Source organism: Streptomyces sp. a15, assembly GCF_059026085.1.
This window is the reverse complement of record NZ_JBWLKM010000040.1, coordinates 50,596-69,240: the sequence shown is the minus strand read 5'-3', so window position 1 is coordinate 69,240 and position 18,645 is coordinate 50,596. Positions and strand designations below refer to the sequence as shown.

General features: G+C 68.9%; 12 protein-coding genes and 1 pseudogene. 9 read left to right on the top strand and 4 right to left on the bottom strand.

Annotated elements, in window-relative coordinates; all coding sequences use genetic code 11:
- Positions 1 to 596: 596 nt before the first annotated feature.
- Positions 597 to 2,810 (top strand): RICIN domain-containing protein, encoded by a 2,214-nt coding sequence (locus AC5P09_RS31775; protein WP_493877189.1) that lies wholly within the window; start codon positions 597 to 599, stop codon positions 2,808 to 2,810.
- A gap of 182 nt (positions 2,811 to 2,992) precedes the next feature.
- Complete coding sequence (locus tag AC5P09_RS31770) at positions 2,993 to 4,033, top strand: LacI family DNA-binding transcriptional regulator (protein WP_493877183.1); 1,041 nt, start codon at positions 2,993 to 2,995, stop codon at positions 4,031 to 4,033.
- Positions 4,034 to 4,136: 103 nt separating this feature from the next.
- Here the strand turns inward: AC5P09_RS31770 and AC5P09_RS31765 are convergent, their stop codons facing one another.
- Entirely contained in the window at positions 4,137 to 6,422 is a 2,286-nt protein-coding gene (locus AC5P09_RS31765) for a glycosyl hydrolase family 95 catalytic domain-containing protein (protein WP_493877182.1), read from the bottom strand.
- A gap of 227 nt (positions 6,423 to 6,649) precedes the next feature.
- Here AC5P09_RS31765 and AC5P09_RS31760 point away from each other — a divergent pair, with 227 nt between their 5' ends.
- The 7 genes and pseudogenes from AC5P09_RS31760 to AC5P09_RS31730 all read left to right on the top strand — a co-directional run bounded on the left by AC5P09_RS31760 (position 6,650) and on the right by AC5P09_RS31730 (position 14,979).
- Positions 6,650 to 7,708 carry a LacI family DNA-binding transcriptional regulator gene (locus AC5P09_RS31760; protein WP_493877181.1) on the top strand — a complete coding sequence of 353 codons (1,059 nt, stop codon included), beginning with the start codon at positions 6,650 to 6,652 and terminating at the stop codon, positions 7,706 to 7,708.
- 243 nt (positions 7,709 to 7,951) lie between these two features.
- Positions 7,952 to 9,235 carry an ABC transporter substrate-binding protein gene (locus tag AC5P09_RS31755; RefSeq protein WP_493877180.1) on the top strand — a complete coding sequence of 428 codons (1,284 nt, stop codon included), beginning with the start codon at positions 7,952 to 7,954 and terminating at the stop codon, positions 9,233 to 9,235.
- 14 nt (positions 9,236 to 9,249) lie between these two features.
- Entirely contained in the window at positions 9,250 to 10,182 is a 933-nt protein-coding gene (locus tag AC5P09_RS31750; protein WP_493877179.1) for a carbohydrate ABC transporter permease, read from the top strand.
- Positions 10,179 to 10,997 (top strand): carbohydrate ABC transporter permease, encoded by an 819-nt coding sequence (locus tag AC5P09_RS31745; protein WP_493877178.1) that lies wholly within the window; start codon positions 10,179 to 10,181, stop codon positions 10,995 to 10,997. Before AC5P09_RS31750 ends, AC5P09_RS31745 begins: the two co-directional genes overlap by 4 nt.
- A 244-nt stretch (positions 10,998 to 11,241) precedes the next feature.
- A complete protein-coding gene (locus tag AC5P09_RS31740; protein WP_493877177.1) occupies positions 11,242 to 13,572 on the top strand; it encodes a beta-xylosidase/alpha-l-arabinosidase in 2,331 nt (776 codons plus the stop codon).
- Between the two features lie 149 nt (positions 13,573 to 13,721).
- Positions 13,722 to 13,940: pseudogene (locus AC5P09_RS31735) on the top strand (zinc-binding dehydrogenase); the annotation flags it as partial.
- A gap of 559 nt (positions 13,941 to 14,499) precedes the next feature.
- Positions 14,500 to 14,979, top strand: coding sequence for a hypothetical protein (locus AC5P09_RS31730; RefSeq protein ID WP_393426430.1), 480 nt, complete (start codon positions 14,500 to 14,502; stop codon positions 14,977 to 14,979).
- 525 nt (positions 14,980 to 15,504) lie between these two features.
- Here the strand turns inward: AC5P09_RS31730 and AC5P09_RS31725 are convergent.
- From AC5P09_RS31725 to AC5P09_RS31715, 3 genes are all read right to left on the bottom strand, one after another.
- Positions 15,505 to 16,914: an ISL3 family transposase gene (locus AC5P09_RS31725; RefSeq protein ID WP_493877176.1), complete on the bottom strand. Its 1,410-nt coding sequence runs from the start codon at positions 16,912 to 16,914 to the stop codon at positions 15,505 to 15,507.
- Positions 16,911 to 17,126: a hypothetical protein gene (locus AC5P09_RS31720; RefSeq protein ID WP_493877175.1), complete on the bottom strand. Its 216-nt coding sequence runs from the start codon at positions 17,124 to 17,126 to the stop codon at positions 16,911 to 16,913. Before AC5P09_RS31720 ends, AC5P09_RS31725 begins: the two co-directional genes overlap by 4 nt.
- A 399-nt stretch (positions 17,127 to 17,525) precedes the next feature.
- On the bottom strand, positions 17,526 to 18,497 hold the full coding sequence (locus AC5P09_RS31715) for an Lrp/AsnC family transcriptional regulator (protein ID WP_493877174.1): 972 nt from the start codon (positions 18,495 to 18,497) through the stop codon (positions 17,526 to 17,528).
- Between the last annotated feature and the right edge of the window lie 148 nt (positions 18,498 to 18,645).

Sequence of the window (18,645 nt, the reverse complement as noted above, 5' to 3'; positions counted from 1 at the left end):
ACGTCGGTCGTGATCGTTGCGTCTCATGGAAGTGGGCCAGCGGTCCTGGCGGTAGCGGGCTGGCTTGCCGGGGACGATTTCGGTGCCGAGTCCAGCGCCTTCGCGGATGCGCAGGGTGATCCGGCCGTCGATCTGATGGCCGCAGCACCGATATTGGGCAGGTACGTGCTTCTTGGGGCGCTGCCGCGTCAATACCTGAAGGCGGCGAACTCGCGAAACACTTTCGGGAACGCACCGGTGACATGGCGGCAACGTGTCCCAATACTTTCTCCATCCGCGCCACGTCCCATTGAGTCCGATTCACAGCACTGAGAAACCGACGTTACCTGACACTTCGTCACGTGGCGGTTGGGATCTCGAGCAAGGGACGCCAGACGCGTAGGCGCCCGGCAACCGTGTCCCTGGTCCGGAACGGAAGCGAGGAAGCAGCATGTATACCTTCGTGGAACGCGTCGCCATCCTCATGTGTCGACGGCCGCCGCCCGTGCCGGACCCCGCCTCCGGCGCTGCCACGGGACGGCAGCGAGACGCAGGTCGCGCACGTTTCCCACTCAGCCGCCAAGCGGCCTTTCCTGAATCCCATGGCCGCCGGCCATATGCACAGAGGAACTGCAGTGATACAAACATGGACGCGGAAGGCTCTTGCGTCAGCGACAGCCTTCTGTATCGGCTTGGCATTCGCCATTGCCTCTGCGGCGAGCGCGTCGGCGTATCAGCCGAGCCCGTCGAACCTGTATGTGGCGAACAATGCCGCCGCGTGCAGCAAACAGCCGTGTGTTCTCTACCCGAAGTCGGCCCAGCTTCCGAGCGGCCGGATAGTGGCATCGTTCGAGAACAGCCAGGGCGACCCGGTGGGACAGACGCTTCCCGTCTACAAGAGCGACGACGACGGCACGACGTGGGCGAAGCTGGCCGATGTCAAGGCTCCCGCCTACCTGTCCGGTGACCCGCAGTACGCGAAGTACACGAGTAACTGGACGAACCCGTACTTCTACGTGCTCCCGCAGAAAGTCGGAAACCTGAGTGCCGGCACGCTGCTCCTCGCGAGTGTCGTCTCGGGGGACGACTACTACTACAAGGAGCACAAGGCCGCCGACCCGAACTGGACGCCGGACGGTGACGGCGACCGCAAGGACGTGGCGATCGCCTTGTACTCCAGCGCCGACGACGGCGCGACCTGGACCTTCCATAACATCATCGCCACCGGCGGGTGGGCGGGCAGCCGCATCTCGAACGCCAATACCTACCGGCAGCACGACCCTGTCTGGGAGCCGTATCTGATCGCCCGAGGCGGCAAGCTCGTCGCCTACTACTCCGACGAGAACGACTACCTCGGCTTCGACGCCGACACCGGAGTGCCGACCATCGACCCGGACAACGACACGGCCACGGATGCAGTCAACCAGATCCTCGTGCACAAGACCTTTGACGGCAGCACGTCCTGGAGCCAGCCGGTCGTCGACGTCCCGGGCACGACCGAGAACCTCAACGGCAAGACCCTGATCGGCAACGGACGCCCGGGCATGACGACGATCGCCCCGACGACCGACGGCAAATGGCTGCTCACCTACGAGTACTTCGGCGGCGGATCCGTCGCCCGATACAGGCTCGCGGACGACCCGTTGAAGTTCTACGCGAACAGCGTGACGGACCTCCCGATCACCAACCTGCCTGTGCCCTCCGGGGGACGCACGCTGTCCACGGGCGGCAGCCCGGTGATCGTCGCGCTGCCGGACGGACGGATCCTCTACAACACGGGGGACAGTGCCAGCGTCTGGGTGAACGAGTCCGGTCTGAGCACCGGCACCTGGAAGGAGTACCAGACGCCGATCGCCGCCGGGTACAGCCGTAACCTCCAGTACGTCCAGGGCACGGGACGCGTCCTCGTCCTCCAGGCCTCGGCCTCGTGGGGCGGCAGTGCCGTCGGGCCCGTGCGCTACGCCGAGGTCGACCTCGGCCGGTCCGACGGTGCCTACGACACCCTCGTCAACCGTCTGACCGGTCAGGTCCTCAGCCCCGACGCCGGCAAGACGCAGGACGCCAACCTCACGGGGAACGTCCCCGACCTCGTCCTCAGGACCCGGGATGCCAACGACGACTCGCAGCGCTGGCACCTGACCGCCAAGGGTTCCGACGTGACCCTGCTCAACAAGGCCGGTGGCCGCTCGGTCGCCGTCTGGACCGGCAGCGCGACAGCCGGGCAGCGCCTCGCCCAGTGGGTCGACGACGGAGCCACCGACAAGCAGTGGACCCTCGTCTCCTCGACGGACGGCTACTACAAGATCCGCTCGGTCCGCAACACGAGTCTGTACATGACGGGCGCCACCCAGAACGGCGCTGTCGACCTCGAGGTGTCGATCAACGCGTCCGCGGACCCCGCGGCGGACGACTCGCAGGAGTGGCAGCTCGTCCAGGACCCCCTGCCGACGGACGGCACCTTCACACTGAAGGGCGCCAACGCCGGCCGCTGCCTGGATGTGCCGAATGGCCAGACGGGTGTGCAGGTACAGATCTACGACTGCTCCGGGAACGCGAACCAGACGATCACGCAGACCACCGCGGGTGAACTCCGTGTCGCCGGTAAGTGTCTGGCCGCGGACGGTGACGGCACCACCCCGGGCACCAAGCTCATCCTGTGGACCTGCAACGGCAAGTCCAGCCAGGCGTGGTGGTTCCGTCTGGACGGTTCCGTGATCAACCGCTCCAACGGTCTCGCCGTCGACGTCACCAACTGGGGAACGGCCAACGGATCCAAGGTGCAGCTGTGGACGGCCCTCGGCAACGCCACCCAGAGGTGGAGCCGAAGCTAGCGGGTCGACGCCGGCGGGGTGTGGCCACCGTGTGAGGCGGCCGCACCCCGCTGTGCCTTGCTCACGAGCGTTTCGTCCCGTTAGCTTGCGGCGGAGTCCGAGGCGGGGCAGTGGTTCGGACGGCACATCGGTGTCGGCGCGTGGAGCCGGCATGGAGTGACAGCTCGAGGTGAGGCGCACCAGTGACAGGTCGGGGCAGGAGGCGCGGGGATGCGCAGTACGGTCTGCTGACCAGCGTCGCCGGTGAGGCGGGCGTGTCGCTCAGCACCGTGTCGAAGGTGGTGCACCGGCGTCCCGACGTCGGTGCGGCGACCCGCGCCCGCGTGGAGGAGTTGCTGGCGCGGCACGGGTACGTCCGTCCGGGAGAGCGGGATCCCGCGGCGCCGCGGCAGATCATCACGGTGTTCCGGGACCTGTCCGGGCCGTACACGCTGGAGGTCGTCCGCGGGATCGTGGAGGCGGCGGACGAGATGGGCGTGGACGTGGTGACCGGTACAACCGGGCACCGCTCGATCTCCCAGTGGCTGGAGGAGTGCGTGGCGCTCGACGCGACCGGGCTGATCATCGTGATCTCGATGCTGGCCGAGGAGGACCAGCGACGCATCGTCGAGCAGCGACTGCCGGTGGTACTGATCGATCCGCTCAGCGCGCCCAGCCACGACATCCCGAGCATCGGGGTGACCAACTGGAGCGGCGCCCGGGATGCGGTGCAGCACCTGCTGGGCCTCGGACACACCAGGATCGGCATGGTCGCCGGCCGCTCGCACTCGCTGGCCGGGGCGGCACGGGTGCACGGCTACCGGGCCGCGCTCGAGGAGGCGGGAATCCCGTACGACCCGGCGATCGTCCGCTCGACCGACTTCGACTTCGGAGAGGCACTGCTCGCCAGCCGGCAGATCCTGCGCTGCGACGATCCGCCCACGGCCGTCTTCGCGGCAAGCGACGCCCAGGCCCTCGGCGTCCTGGAGGCCGCCCGTCAGCACGGGCTCAGGGTGCCCGAGGAGTTGGCGGTCATGTCCTTCGACGACACCCTTGTGGCGGCCATGGCCTGCCCGCCGCTGAGCGCGGTGCGCCAGCCGTTCGAGGAACTGGGCCGCGAGGCCACCCGGGTGCTCGTACAGCTCGCCGAGGGCCGGCCGCCCGTGTCGTCGCGGATCGAGCTGGCGACGGAACTCGTGCTGCGCACTTCGACATCGGTCCGCCGACGAATCGCCGCGGAGTGAGTGACCACTGGTGCCGCCGATCAACATGGGCAGGGTTGTCCGGATGAGCGGACCGAGTCAGCGCACGGGGGCGGGCGTCCTGGGGACGCCCGCCCCGGCGCTTTCAGGCGAGCGGGACAGTCACCGTGACGGGGGTGCGCGGTGCGAGGCGCACGGACCGCCGTCGGTCGGCGGCACGACGGCACACGACGACGACCTCCCGCTCACGCTGTGAGGTCAGCACGATCCGCACGACACCCTCCTGAACGTTCCAGCTCAGCTCCTCGATGCGCACTCCGGCGCGGGTCTCGATGCCGCGCAGGCTGCCGGACCACCACTCCGGGGGCAGGGCGGGCAGGAGTTCGACGACCCCGGGCCGGGAGTCGAGCAGCATCTCCACGACGACAGCGGGCAGACAGTGGGCGGCGTCCGCGTTGTAGATCTCCAGGTCGGGGTTGTGTGAGGTCATCATCGACCGGAAGACCATGTTGCGCCCCAGGATCTTGAGGACGTTCGCCTTCGCCGTCTCCCCGTCCTTCAGGCGGGCGGCGACAAGGGCCCGGTGCAGGCTGCCGTGCGCGGACAGGTTCTCGTCACCACGCCGCAGCAGGGCCTCGCGGGCGGCGGCGGCCAGGTCGGGTGTGTCGTCGGGGGTGATGTCGTGGAGCGGCCACACCGGGTAGAGGTGGCTGATGTGCCGGTGGTCGTCGGCGGTCTCCAGCCCCGGCCACGCCCACTCGGCGAGCGCCCCGTGGTCGTCGACGCGGTACGGCGGCAGCCGCTCGGCCAGCGCGCGCCAGCGGTCTACCGCGTCATGCTCGATGCCGAGGTGCGCGCAGACGTCGCCGGCGGTGGTGAGCGCGTGCCGGGCCGCGGCGACGTCCATGGTGGCGTTCACTCCCGCCACGCCCCGACCGTCCTCCGGGCCGACCTCCGGGGAGTAGGACGGGACGAGGATGACGCGCCCGTAGTCGTCCTCGCGGGTGAGGAAGTCCTCGAAGAAGACGGCGGCCTCGACGAGCCATGGGGCGAGGGTATGGGCGAGGAAGTCGTCGTCGCCGGTCGCCTGCCAGTACTCGTACAGCGGGAACAGCAGCCAGTCCGCGCCCGCCAGCCACATGGTCCAGGGCCAGTCGTCGTCGAGGTGGAACAGCAGGCCGTGCTCACCGTCGGTCCGGCTGGGCGCGAGGATTCCGCGGGTGTCGTAGATCGTACGGGCGTTGGTTCGCCAGTCGTCGATCTGCTCGCCGATCAACGCGGCGTACGGCGCGATGAGTTCGGGCATGCCGGTGAGGACCGCCCCGGCCATCTGCAGGTTGATGTTGGCGTCGGTGGTGTAGTCACCGGACCAGGCCGCTCCCCATTCCCCCAGCCACAGTCCGGTCAGCCGGGGCGGGAGCACCCCGCTGGAGCTGAGCAGCAGGTATCGGCCGGAGTGGAACATCGCCTCGACCAGCGCGCCGTCCAGTGTCCTGGCGTCGGCGCGGGCGAGCAGCTCGCGCACGGGGAGGCTGAGGTCGCTGTCGGGCACGCCTAGGTCGAGTTCGGCGCGGCCGTAGAGCTCCCCGTGGACAGGGGTATGGCGGGCGAGCAACTCGTCGTAGTCGGCGGGCAGTTCGGCCAGGTCCGCGCTCAGTGCGTCGACGCGGGGGAGGGGGGCCGACCGGTCCATCCGGGTCAGCAGGACCACGCGTCTCGCGCCCTCGACACGGGCCGTGTCCCCCTCCACCCGGACCCGGCCACCGGTGACGACCACTCGGGTCACGCCGGCGAATCCCGCCGCACCGGGCCCGGGCGGATACGTCCCGACCACGGCGAGTGACGCCTCACTCTCCCCGGCGGCCTGCGCGGAGGTCGAGAAGGTGACGTCGGCCGGCCGGCCGGGCAGCTCTCCGGAGAGCCGTACGGCCAGGTCGAGGCGGGGACCGGTGATCTCGACGACCGAGACGGCATCGGTGCGCGAGACGAACGCACGCCGCTGCCATTCCCGCTCCCCGTCGGCCCAGGTGACCCGCACCTCGCCGGTGGCGAAGTCCGTGACCCGGCGGTAGCGATCCACGGGTCCTTCCTCGCTCAGCGCGTCCATGGTGTCCAGAGCATCAAGGTGGAGCATGTGCCCGGGGTGGAACGACTGGGTCCAGGCCATTGCCCTGCCGTCGGAGAACTCGCGCTGCGCGCGCTCCCGTTCCCCGGCGAGGATCAGGTCGCGGACGTGCTCGAGACGGTCGGCGACGGCCGGCGGGCGCATCCCGAGGGACTCGTTGGGGAGTACGTAACGGTGGTGGTTGTGAACGATCCGTTCCCGGTGGGGATGTCCGAACACCATGATCCCGTACTCGCCGTTGCCGGAGAGGAAGGCGTCCTCCCAGCGGTCGGCGGGTTGTGTGTCGTGGATGCTGTGCACCGGCATTTCCCGGCCTCCCGAAAGTGACGCGCCTGAGCGGCTCGAACAGGCTGCGGGGGAGCCTACAAGAGGTGGCCGCTCGGGCCACGAAAGCCTTTCGCAGACCTGACGTCCTCGCATTTCCGCTGGTAGGCGGGGCTTTCCGGGGCTTTGCCTCGGTCTCCGTCATCGAACGGGCGTGTACGTTCGCTCAGCGCACAGTCAGCGGACGCGACAGGGAGGTCCAGGCCGAAGTGACGGGCCCAGCCAGGCCGCGCAGGAACGCCCAGTACGGGCTTCTCACCTCGATAGCCAATGAGATCGGCGTCTCGCTCGCGACCGTGTGGAAGGTCGTCCACCGGCGGCGCGACGTGTCCGAGACGACGCGAGCCCGGATCGAAACACTGCTGGCGGAACGCGGCTATGTCCGTGCCTGGGAGAGCGACGAGCGTCGGCCGCGGCAGATCCTGGCCGTGTTCCGGGATCTGGTCGGCCCGTACACCCTGGAAGTGGTCCGCGGGATCGTGGAGTCGGCGGCCGAGATGGGCGTCCGCACGACCGTCGGCACGACGAGCCGGCGCTCGATCGCCCAGTGGCTCCAGGAATCCGTGGAGCTGGGCGCCGCCGGAGTCGTCATCGTCATCTCCGCTCTCGCCGAGCAGGACCAGCGCCGGATCCTCGACCTGGGGTTGCCGGTCGTGCTCGTCGATCCCCTGAACGCGCCGGCCGGGGACATCCCGAGCATCGGGGTGACGAACTGGCACGGCGCGACGACCGCCGTGCAGCACCTGATCGACCTCGGGCACCGCCGGATCGGCATGCTCGCCGGCCGTTCCAGTTCGCCGGCCGGGTCCGCGCGCCTGCACGGCTACCGGGCCGCTCTCGCGGAGGCCGGAATCCCGTACGACCCCGCGCTCGTCCGCTCGACGGACTTCGACTACGACGAGGCCCTTCACGCCGCGCGCAGCGTCCTGGACCGGCGCGAGAAGCCGACGGCGCTTTTCGCCGCGAGCGACGTCCAGGCCCTCGGTGCCCTGGAGGCCGCCCGGCAGGGCGGCATCGCCGTACCGCGCGAGCTGTCGGTGATGTCGTTCGACGACACCCTGGTGGCAGCCATGGCTTCACCGCCGCTGAGCGCCGTACGACAGCCGTTCCGGGAGCTCGGTCAGGAGGCCACGCGGGTCCTGCTGCACCTGGCCGACGGCAGGCCGCCCGCGACGGCGCGCAGGGAGCTCGCGACGGAATTGATCGTGCGCATGTCTACTGCTGCGCCCGAAAGCGACAACGCAGGCGCGCTTGATCCATTTCCGTAAGCCATCGGACTGCGAAAGTCTTTCGGAACTGATTCCCATGGGATATTGCCGCGGCCGAATCGCGCCGCTTAGCGTGACCGACGCCAGCTCAACCGCGGGAGCAACGGTACGCAACGTTTGCGCAACAGCACCTGACGGTCATGGCCATCGACTCACATCCCTCAGCGCGGACAGGCCCGGGACGGCCTGTCGGGTGAAGCACACCCGCGAACGGGATCCTGCCGACTCGAAAGGTGTTCAACGATGAACAGAGTGTCCCGACGGTGGTTTCTCACCGCTACGGCGGCGACCACGCTGAGTGTCACCGTGGCCGGCTGCGGCCCGTCCGGCAGCTCCACGGCGTCGCCCAACGGCAACGTGGACTTCTGGACGCTGCAGGACCCGACCAACTCGGTCCAGAAGGCGGCGGTTGATTCGTTCAACTCCGGAGGCAAGGGCAGGGTCAGCATGTCCGTGATCGCCTCGGACGGCTACAAGGACAAGCTGCGCACCGCGATGGGCTCGGCGAAGATGCCCGGGATGTTCTTCAGCTGGGGCGGCGGCAGCCTCGACGACTACGTCAAGGCGGGGAAGCTGGTGGAGCTCGACGGCTTCCTGGAGGGTCACTTCCTGCCCTCCGCGCTGGAGGCCGGAAAGGTCGGCGACAAGCTGGTGGGCGTCCCGTGTCGCGGTACCCAGCCGGTGTTTCTCTTCTACAACAAGAAGGTCTTCGCCGATGCCGGTGTCGAGCCGCCGAAGACGTACGCCGACCTGACGAAGCTGGTGAAGGTGTTCAAGGGCAAGGGCGTCACGCCCTTCGCGCTCGCGGGAAACGCCAGCTCCTCGTGGACCGAGCTGATGTGGGTCGAGTACCTCGTCGACCGGCTCGCGGGGCCGGGGCTGTTCTGGAAGATCCAGGACGGCGACTGGTCGCGGTGGAGTGACCCGGCCGTCCTCAAGACCGCCCAGATGATCAAGGAGCTGGTGGACAGCGGCGCCTTCGGCAAGAACTTCGGCTCGGTCAACTACGGCCCCGGCGGCACCACCACCCTGCTCAACAAGGGCAAGGCGGCCATGGTCCTGATGGGCTCATGGGAGTACGCCACCCAGCAGAGCGAGGACCCCGACTTCGCGAAGAGCGGCCTGGGGTACGTGGCCTTCCCGAGCGTCGAGGGCGGCAAGGGCGACCCGAAGAACGTCGTCGGAAACCCCACCAACTACCTCTCGGTGACCACCGCGGCCGCCAAGGACACTGCGGCGGAGTTCCTCAAGTCCACCTACAGCGACGCCTACGTCCAGGGACTGATCGAGAAGGGCGAGGTTCCGGTCACGACCAATGCCGAGCAGCTGCTCGCCAAGGCGCCCGACCCGGCGTACGCGAAGTTCCAGTACGGCCTGGTGCAGAAGGCTCCCGACTTCACCCAGTCCTGGGACCAGGCCCTCGGCCTCACTCTCGGCACCCCGCTGCTGACCGAGATCCAGAAGCTGTTCAACGGGCAGAGCTCGCCGGAGCAGTTCGTCGCCGCGGTTCTGGCGATCAAGAAGTAGGAAGGCACGTCCACGTGGTCTCCGCAACGAATTCGCGGCCCGTGCGCAAGCACCGGGTGCGTGACCGGGCCGCCTCTCCCACCCTGGAGCGGCCCGGTGTGGCCTGGGCACTCCCCGGCCTGCTGTTCTTCCTCGTCTTCGCCGTCGCGCCGATGGTGGGAGTGCTCTACCTCTCCCTCACTCACTGGGACGGGCTGACCACACCCCAGTTCGCGGGCATGGAGAACTGGTCGCGGTTCTTCGACGACAGCCAGGTCTGGCAGTCCACCCTGGTCACGGGGGCCCTGCTGGTCGGCAATGTCGCGGTCCAGGCACCGATCAGCATCCTGCTGGGCGTCTGGGCGGCCGGCCACCAGCGCAACCGGGCCGTGCTGTCGGCGGTCTTCTTCCTGCCGCTGCTGCTGTCCACGGCGGCCACGGCCATCATGTGGCGTCAACTGCTGGACCCGAACTTCGGCCTGCCGGCCAAGGTCGAATGGCTCTTCGGCGGGAATCCGCTCGGTACTCAGCAGGGAGCGATCGCCTGCCTGGTCCTGGTGACCACCTGGCAGTTCGTCCCCTTCCACAGCCTGCTCTACCAGGGTGCCGCCCGCGCCGTCCCGCAGACGCTCTACCAGGCGGCCGCGATCGACGGCGCGGGACGCATCCGGCAGTTCGTCCACATCACGCTGCCACAGCTGCGCAACACGATGATCACCTCGACCATCTTCATGGTCGTCGGCGGGCTGACGGCCTTCGACATCGTCCTGCTGCTGACCAACGGCGGCCCCGGCACCGACACCTCGACCCTGCCCTTCTCCATGTACCAGACCGCGTTCCGCACCTACGACTACGGCTACGCCAGCGCCATCGCGAGCTTCCTGCTCCTGCTCGCCACCGCGGCCTCGGTCGTCCTCACGAAGCTGAGCGGCTACGACAAGATGACCAGCACCCTGGAGGGGCTGTGAGAACGCGCCCCAACTACGCGGCCGGCGTCGCGGCCCTGGTCTGGCTCCTGATCATCGGCGTCCCGCTGTACGCCCTGGTGAACACGGCGGTGCAACCGCAGACGACGTACACCGACAAGGGCCCCGTCTCTCTGCCGTCGTCCGTGACGCTGGACAACTTCCGCACGGTGCTGGACAGCGGGTTCCTCCAGTACATCTGGAACACCGTCGTCGTGGCGGCGGCCACCGTCGCCATCGTGCTGGCGCTCGCGATACCGATCAGCTACGCGGTCGTGCGCGGTCGGGGCTGGGTGAGCAGGGGCGTGTTCCGCCTGTTCCTCCTGGGGCTGGCGATCCCGTCCCAGGCCGTCATCATCCCGCTCTTTCTGATCATCAACGACCTCGGCTTCTACGACACCCTGTGGGGGATCATCCTGCCCACGGCGGCGTTCGCGCTGCCGGTGAGCGTGCTGGTCCTCAGCGGCGGCATGCGGGACATCTCCACCGAGCTCTACGAGGCCATGGCGCTGGACGGCGCGAGCCCGGCCAAGATCCTGCTGACACTCGTCGTCCCGATGTCGAAGCCCGCCATCGCCACCACGGCCGTCTTCACCGCCCTGCAGGCGTGGAACGGCTTCCTGTTCCCGCTGATCATGACCCAGTCGAACGAGGACAAGCTGGTCACGCTGGGCCTGTACAACTTCGTCTCCGAGTACGGAGCGAACGTTCCGGCCCTGCTGGCCGCGGTGCTGATGTCCGCCGTCCCCATCCTCGTTGTCTACCTCTTCGCCCGCCGCGCACTGGTCGCGGGCCTGATGGGGGCCGGCGGCAAGTGACCGCACCGGCGTCCTGTCAGGTCCGCCGAGGCGGGACGCCGCCCGATTCGAGGTCTGGGCGCCGGCCGACGCAGATCACCATCTGCCCATGACGCTGTCGGGTGTCACCCGCCTCCCCAGGGCCGCCGGACCGGCGCCCGGGCCCGGCTCCCCGCTCCCGCCGGCAGTGCTTTTTCGACCTTCTCTACTTCCTCGATCGCCCGCGCGGGCTCCCGCGCGCCCGCAGACAGAAACGGATGAGACCTTGACGATCAGCGACGAGCGCCCGACAACCGGGCTGTGGAATGACCCCGCCCTGCCGGCGTCCGTTCGCGCGCAGGCCCTCCTGGACGCCATGACCGACACCGAGAAGATCGCGCAACTCGGCAGTACCTGGCCGGGCTTCAGCCCTTCCTCCGGAGACGTGGCGCCCATGCAGGACACGTTCCGTGCCCCCGAGAGCTTCGAAGAAGCGATCGTCGACGGTCTCGGGCACCTGACCCGGGTGTTCGGCACGGCCCCAGTCGACCCCGAGGCGGGCCGCAAGCGCCTGGCGGAGTTCCAGGAGCAGGTGACGGCGGGGAACAGGTTCGGCATCCCGGCCATCGCCCACGAGGAGTGCCTGACCGGGTTCACCACCTGGCAGGCCACGGTCTACCCGACCCCGCTCGCCTGGGCGGCCAGCTGGGATCCGGAACTCGTCCGGCGCATGGCGGCGGCCATCGGCTCGGACATGGCGGCCGTCGGTGTCCACCAGGGCCTGGCCCCCGTCCTGGACGTGGTGCGCGACTACCGCTGGGGCCGGGTGGAGGAGACTCTCGGTGAAGACCCCTACCTCGTCTCCGAGCTGGGCCTGTCCTACGTACAGGGCCTCCAGTCGTCCGGCGTCGCCGCCACGGTGAAGCATTTCGCCGGCTACTCCGCCTCCCGGGCGGCACGCAACCACGCCCCCGCCGCCATCGGCCCGCGCGAATACGCCGACATGATCCTCGTACCGTTCGAGAAGGCCGTGGTCAGCGGACGCGCCGGATCGGTGATGAACGCCTACAACGACATCGACGGCGTCCCCTGCGGCGCGAACGAGACCCTGCTCACCGGGCTGCTGCGCGACCGCTGGGGATTCGAGGGCACAGTGGTCTCCGACTACTGGTCCATTGTGTTCCTCGCTTCCATGCACCACGTGGCCGCCGACGTCACCGGCGCTGCCCGGTCGGCCCTGCACGCGGGGATCGACATAGAACTGCCCCACACCTCGGGATACGGCGAACACCTGGAGGAGTCGCTGCGGGACGGCCGCGTCTCCGCCGAACTGCTCGACCGGGCGGTGCTGCGTGTCCTGACGCAGAAGGCCCAACTCGGCCTGCTGGACCCGGACTGGCACCCCGGGCAGTACACGGCCCCTGCCGACTTCGACTCGCCGCGCAACCGCTCCATCGCCCGGAGCCTGGCCGAGGAATCGGTCGTCCTGCTGGACAACGCCTCGGCCGTCCTGCCGCTCGCCTCCCCGCGCTCCATCGCTGTGATCGGCCCCGCGGCCGACGACGCCCGGTGCCTGTTCGGCTGCTACTCCTTCCCCAACCACGTCCTGCCCCACCACCTCGAGATCCCCCTGGGCATCGAGGCACCGACCGTCCTCGACGCCATCCGGCAGGAGTTCCCCGACGCCTTGGTGCACAACGAGACCGGCTGCCCGATCACCGGCGACGACCGCAGCGGCATCGAAACGGCCGCGGCGGCGGCCGCGGCGGCCGACCTGACCATCCTCGTCGTCGGCGACCGCTCCGGGATGTTCGGGGAGGGAACGTCGGGCGAGGGCTGCGACGTCGGCGCGCTGACGCTCCCCGGAGTGCAGGAGGAACTGGTCGAGGCCGTACTCGACGCGGCGAACCGGACCGTCCTCGTCGTCGTCTCCGGCCGCCCGTACGCGATCGGCCGGCACGCGCGGCGAGCGGACGCGACCCTCCAGGCGTTCTTCCCCGGAGAGGAGGGCGCGGCGGCGATCGCCGGCGTCCTGTCCGGACGAGTCGACCCCTCCGGGCGCCTGCCCGTCCAGATCCCCGGCGACACGGCCGGCCAGCCGGGCACCTACCTGGCGCCGCCGCTCGCCCTCAAGAGCGACGGCGTGAGCAACATAGACCCCACCCCCGCGTTCCCGTTCGGGCACGGCCTGTCCTACACCGCCTTCACCGTCGAGGCCGTACGTGCCGACGCGGAGACCATCGCGGCCGACGGCTCGGTAACCGTCCGGGCCACGGTCGCCAACACCGGTCCCCGGCCAGGCACTTACATCCCGCAGCTGTACCTCACCGACCCGGTCGCCTCCGTCACCCGGCCCGTCCGCCAGCTGATCGGCTTCACCCGCGTCGAGCTGGCCGCCGGCGAGACCCGCACCGTGGAGTTCGAGGTCCACGCGGACCTCACCAGCTTCACCGGGCAGGACCTGCGCCGCCGCGTCGAGCCCGGTCGGGTCGTGCTGACCGTCGCGCAGTCGGCGGGGGATCCCGGCCAGTCTGTGGAGGTGGAGTTGCGAGGTGAGACCCGCGTCGTCGACCACACCCGGACCATGACGACAGCCGTAAGGGTGCTCCCGAACTGAGCCGGTCCGCCGCTTTGTTCTTCCCCGTCTTCGCTTCACAGGAGCTGCGCCATGCCCGCCGCTCGAACCCACCCCTGCATGAGACCTGAAGGGACCATGATGACGACACTCGCCGTCCGCTACACCGCCGCCCGCACCCTGGACATGGCGTCCTCGGCGGCGGGCCGGTCGGCGTCCTCATCGCGCTGGTCGCGCGAGCGGCGGGGGCCGAGGTCCGCGTGGCGGAGCTGAGCGCCCACCGACGGCTGCTCGCCGAGGAGCTGGGCCTGACCGCCTGGGGCCCGGCAGCGGATGATGTGCCGGAGCTGGTACAGCAGTGGACCGGTGGCGCGGGCGCGGACGTCGCCTTCGAGGTGTCCGGCGCGGCGGCCTGGCTGGCGCTGGAACCGCTGAGCAACGGTGAACTGCGCCTGCCCTTCGGCACCCAGCGGTTCGCGCCCATCGCCGGTTACGACGTGGCGGAGCTGTGCGCGAGAGTCCTCGTCGACCCTGCTCCGCACATCTCGAAGACGTATGCGCTCACCGGTCCGGAACTGAAGGACATGCACGGGTTCGCGGAGGACTACGCGGCTGCGCTGGGACGCCAGGTCTCCTCGTGCTGTGACCGCATTAGGTTCGCCGGGTTGGTTGGTGCCGCTTTTCAACTTCAACGCGGCAGGTCAAGCGCGTGGTCCCCTGGCGCAGAAGTCACCGTTTCGCCAGGACGTTTCGGTAAAGGAGGTCCCGGACGGCGTGGTGTCCATAGGTGAGCGGTTGTCCACAGCCAGACAGGTCGACGATCACGGGCATGCCCGTCGTGGTCCGAGCGCCAGCAGTCACCAGTGCGGCCCGTCCGTCGGCCTGGCACTCGGCAAGAGGTCCATGATCACCATGCCGGAACGTGAGGGCCGCTGGTGTCGCAGCAGTAGTTGAGACAGCATGCGGAGCATGGACTGGATGCCTCTGCTCTCCACGCTGACAGGTGCTGCTATCGGCATCGCTGCCACCCTGATCGCCGATCGCAACAGGTGGCGGCGCGAGGAAGCACGACACGCTCTGGAAGTGCGGCGCGCCGTGTACACCGAGTACGCCTCCGCCCTCAAAGACGCGGGGGAAGAGATACGGGCTGTCGCCCTGGGCGATCACATGTCCGAGTCAGCGCGTGATACGGCGGTGCGCGAAGCCTTCCGTGGAACCGGCTTGCACACGGCCAGCGAACAGCTCTGGCTCGTGGGCCCGCCGCTCGTTGTTGCGGCCGGGAACGAGGCGTTTCACAGCCTGCGTCGGATGCGCGACGCCTATGCCCGCGGGGTTGCAGTCGGCTCCGCCGAGGACAGGGCCTTCATCCAACAGCGCCGCACGGCCATGGCTGAGATGCGCCGCCGCATGCGTGAGGATCTGGGCATCGGACCCCTCGGGATCGAATGACCACCGGCCGGAGAAGATGTCAGGAATTACGCCGACCGCGAGCAGTCACCAGTGCAGGCTGTCGGCCTGGCACTCGTCAAAGGCCTGTGATCGCCGCGCCGGAGGCTCAGAAGCAGGCTGTCAGGCTGCGGTTTCGAGGAGGCGTCCGCCCCAGCGGATGCCCTGCTTTCTTGATCGTGGGTTTCGAACTGGTCATTCGTAAGATCAGCGGGACCCAGGGGCTCTGGGTATGGCTGTCATGCGGTTAGCCGTCCGATGGCTGGAAAGGCTTGGCCGCCCGGAGCCCCGCGACGACTCGACCGCCAATTGAGCTGTGTGCATCATGAAAACCGCAGATCAAGTGGGCTGGTGTGCACGCGTTTTGCCGTGCTCGCGCTGGTAAGCGGCCGATGTCCACGGTGAAGATCGTCTGAACTCCTGCGCCAGCAGCCGGCAGGACGTACGGCCGTGCTTGTCGGCGGCGGCTGAACCTGGGTTCTGGATCACTTTCAGTGCCGGAGCCACGGAGGGTCACCACGACCGCGATCATGAACGGCCCCGCGCCGCGAGGAGGACCCGCTTGCGGAGCAGGTCGAAGTTGGCACGGCCGAACATCTGCCGCTTCAACATTTTGATCTTGTTGTTGTGGCCTTCGACGGCGCCGGAGCTGTAGCGGAGGCTGAGCCCGGCGACGATGGCGTCGAGGTCCTGACCGAGGCCGTTGACGAAGCTGTGCAGGGCGGGCAGGTCATCGGCCTCGACGCGCTCGATCCACTGGCCGAGGTGCCGGCCCTGTCGGTTGTTCATCAACTCGGCGAAGGCTCGCACGTGTTCAGCGGCCCGTGCGAGCTCGGGGCAGCGGGCGAGGATCTCCTTGAGCCGCTGGTTCCGATCATCATCGAGGCTGTCGGGGTGACGCGTGAGCCAGCCGGTCACGTCCCGGACGGATGGGTTGCGGGGCGGATCGTCGTGCGGGAAGGCTTCACGGAGCCGCTGCACGTACTTCTTCACTACGCTCTCGCCGCCCGGGTAACCGCGCTCGCGGAGTTCCTCGAACAGGCGGCGGGCGACGGTGCAGCCCTCGGCCCACCGCTGATGCAGGTGGGGTTTGTAGGGATCGAGGATGCTGGTGCTGCCCGTCCACCGTCCGATCAGCAACTCGTCCGCAGTGCCCGCGCGGGCCAGGCGGCGAACTGTGTTGCGGGCCAGCCCAAGCTGGCCGGCGATGGCTCGCAGCCCAACCCCCTTCTCGAGCAGGGCGTGAACAGCCGCGTGCTGTTCACGCACACGGTCAGACAGCCGTCCCGACTGCCGCGGCTCGGGCCCGGAGCCAGCGTTCAGCTCCTCGGTCAGCAGAGGCGCAACGGCGCGAACGGGGCCGGGGTTCTCCGGCTCACGCAGGAGGGCACGATGCTGGATGACCGTCTTCTCGACGGCCTCGGCGAGGTTCTTCCAGATGTGCCAGCGATCTGCGACATGGACCGCGTCCGGGGCGCCGAGCCGTCCCGCCTCGGCGTAGGCGACGGAGCGGTCCCGGCAGATCACCTCAACGCCGGGATGCTCGGCAAGCCACCGGGAGACCGTCGCGGTGGTCCGGTCAGGCAGCAGATCGACCGGCTGCCGTGTCTCGATGTCCACCAAGATCGTGCCGTAGTTGTGTCCCTTGCGCAGCGCGAAATCGTCCACCCCGAGCACGCGTGGCGTGTGGGTTTCGGGGTCGGGCAGGCGGCGTATCAGCCGCAGGAGAGTCGACCGGCTCACACCGGCCGCGAGCGCGTGCGTCAGGCGGGCGCCGGCACGGCCCGCCAGCATCACCGCCAGCCGTTCAAGTACCGCCTGCAGCCCGGCGCTTCGCCTCCCATGCCGGAAGGTCAGACCGTTGACCTGCTCAGCGAACGTCGCCTGCGAGCAGGCGCGTCCGCGGCAGCGGAACCGGCGGACCTGTAACTCGATCACCACGGGGCGCCCGCCGACCGCATCGGCGGAGCGAGCCGGCGCACGTACCTGCTGTGCACCCGGGTAGACAGCGCACCGCAGGCCGGGCAGCTGGCCCGCTCCGCCGATGCGCGGGCCCGGACGACGATCAACTCGCTGTCGACTACGACTCTTTCGAACAGGACACCATCGACCTGGTGGAACCACAGGTCCTGAAGGAGCACATCAACCATGGCCGTTCATGATCGCGGTCGTGGTGACCCTCCGTGGCTCCGGCACTGAAAGTGATCCAGAACCAGAATTCAGGCGTCGCCGAGAGTGCTCCGCCCGCTGCCCATACACCATCGGCCCGGGACCATCGGTAGCATCCCGCCGTGAGGTCCTTGAGGGTGGTGACCGGGCAGCGCAAGGCGTGATCAGCAGATTCTGCGGACCTCAGCGCGGTAGAGCGCCCGCAGCCGCAACCGGGTATGGACGCCGCACGGCGCGCGGATCGGGCCGCTGGCCCGGCCGTCCGCGCTGTTGTCCTTCGCCGCAGCCACCGACGTCGTGCTCGCGGCACACAGCCAGCTGACCGGGACGTCAACGGGCGCTTCCGGCTTGCTCTGAGCTGGTGGGCCGACGCGCGTTCGTCAGTCCGGCGAAGCGCGGGTCGCGCGGAGATCCGCGGCCAGAACGCCACTGCGTTTCAGCGCTGTGATCACCAGCGTGGTGTCGACTGCTCTGGCTCTCGAAAGGGCCGGGCTGCACGTGACGAACTCGTGCAGGGACTGTCTGCTGGCCAGGATGACGTCAGCGATCACCTGGTATTCGCCCATGATCGCCGCGGCATACCGGACGCTGGAATGGCGCAGGAGCGACTCACCGATCATGTCCACGTCCCCCGGGGCCGCCTTGATCCACAGTACGGCCTCGACCGGCAGGCCGAGCTGCTGTGGCTCGACGACGGCCCGGATGGTCAGGATGCCCGCCTGCCGCAATGCCTCCAAGCGGCGTCGGGCGGTGGCTTCCGAGACACCTACGGTGCGGCCCAGCTTGTCGTAGGGCATGCGCCCGTCCGTGGCCAGCGCCCGCACGATGGCCCGGTCGTCGCTGCTCAGCGACGAGGCGGGAGCATCGGGTGATTGCGGGGGTGGCTGGAATTCACGCAGGGCAGCAGCCTGCTCGGCGGAGATCAGATCGGGCTGCCACTGGAAACCGGTGCGGAAGTACCTCATGACCGGCAGCGTCGACATGCCCACCAGTCCGGGCGTCCCCGGCAGGTCGTCGTAGAGCAGGGCGGGCAGCGCACCGGCCGCGGTCCGGATCTCCGTCACGCAGTCCACCGGACCCGTCAAGGTGTAGGTGAACGTGGTGTCCGGTCGGCGGGCCAGGGCCGACGCCGCGATCTTCAGGGTCTGCGGTGTGCTCTGCACGCTGACGATGGAGGCCGCGCCCGGCGTGTGCCAGCCGGCGACCACGACGGCTCCCGAGTCGAGCAGCATGGCTCCCCGGCGACTGACCGTTCGCTCCGGTTCACCGAGCACTTCGGCGATGCGGCGCCATGGCGCGCGCCCGTCGACCTGCAAGGCGCCGACGATGCGGCGGTCCAAATCCTCTAGCATCGGCCAATTATATGGCCACATCCGTCACCTGCACGGGGGTCATTGCCTGATTTCTGCTCGGCACTGGACTCTTGGGCAACCCACCCGTCCCCTTCAATGGGCGCGACTCGAAAGAGGCGCTATGTGCTGCACCAGAACAACCCCGGCG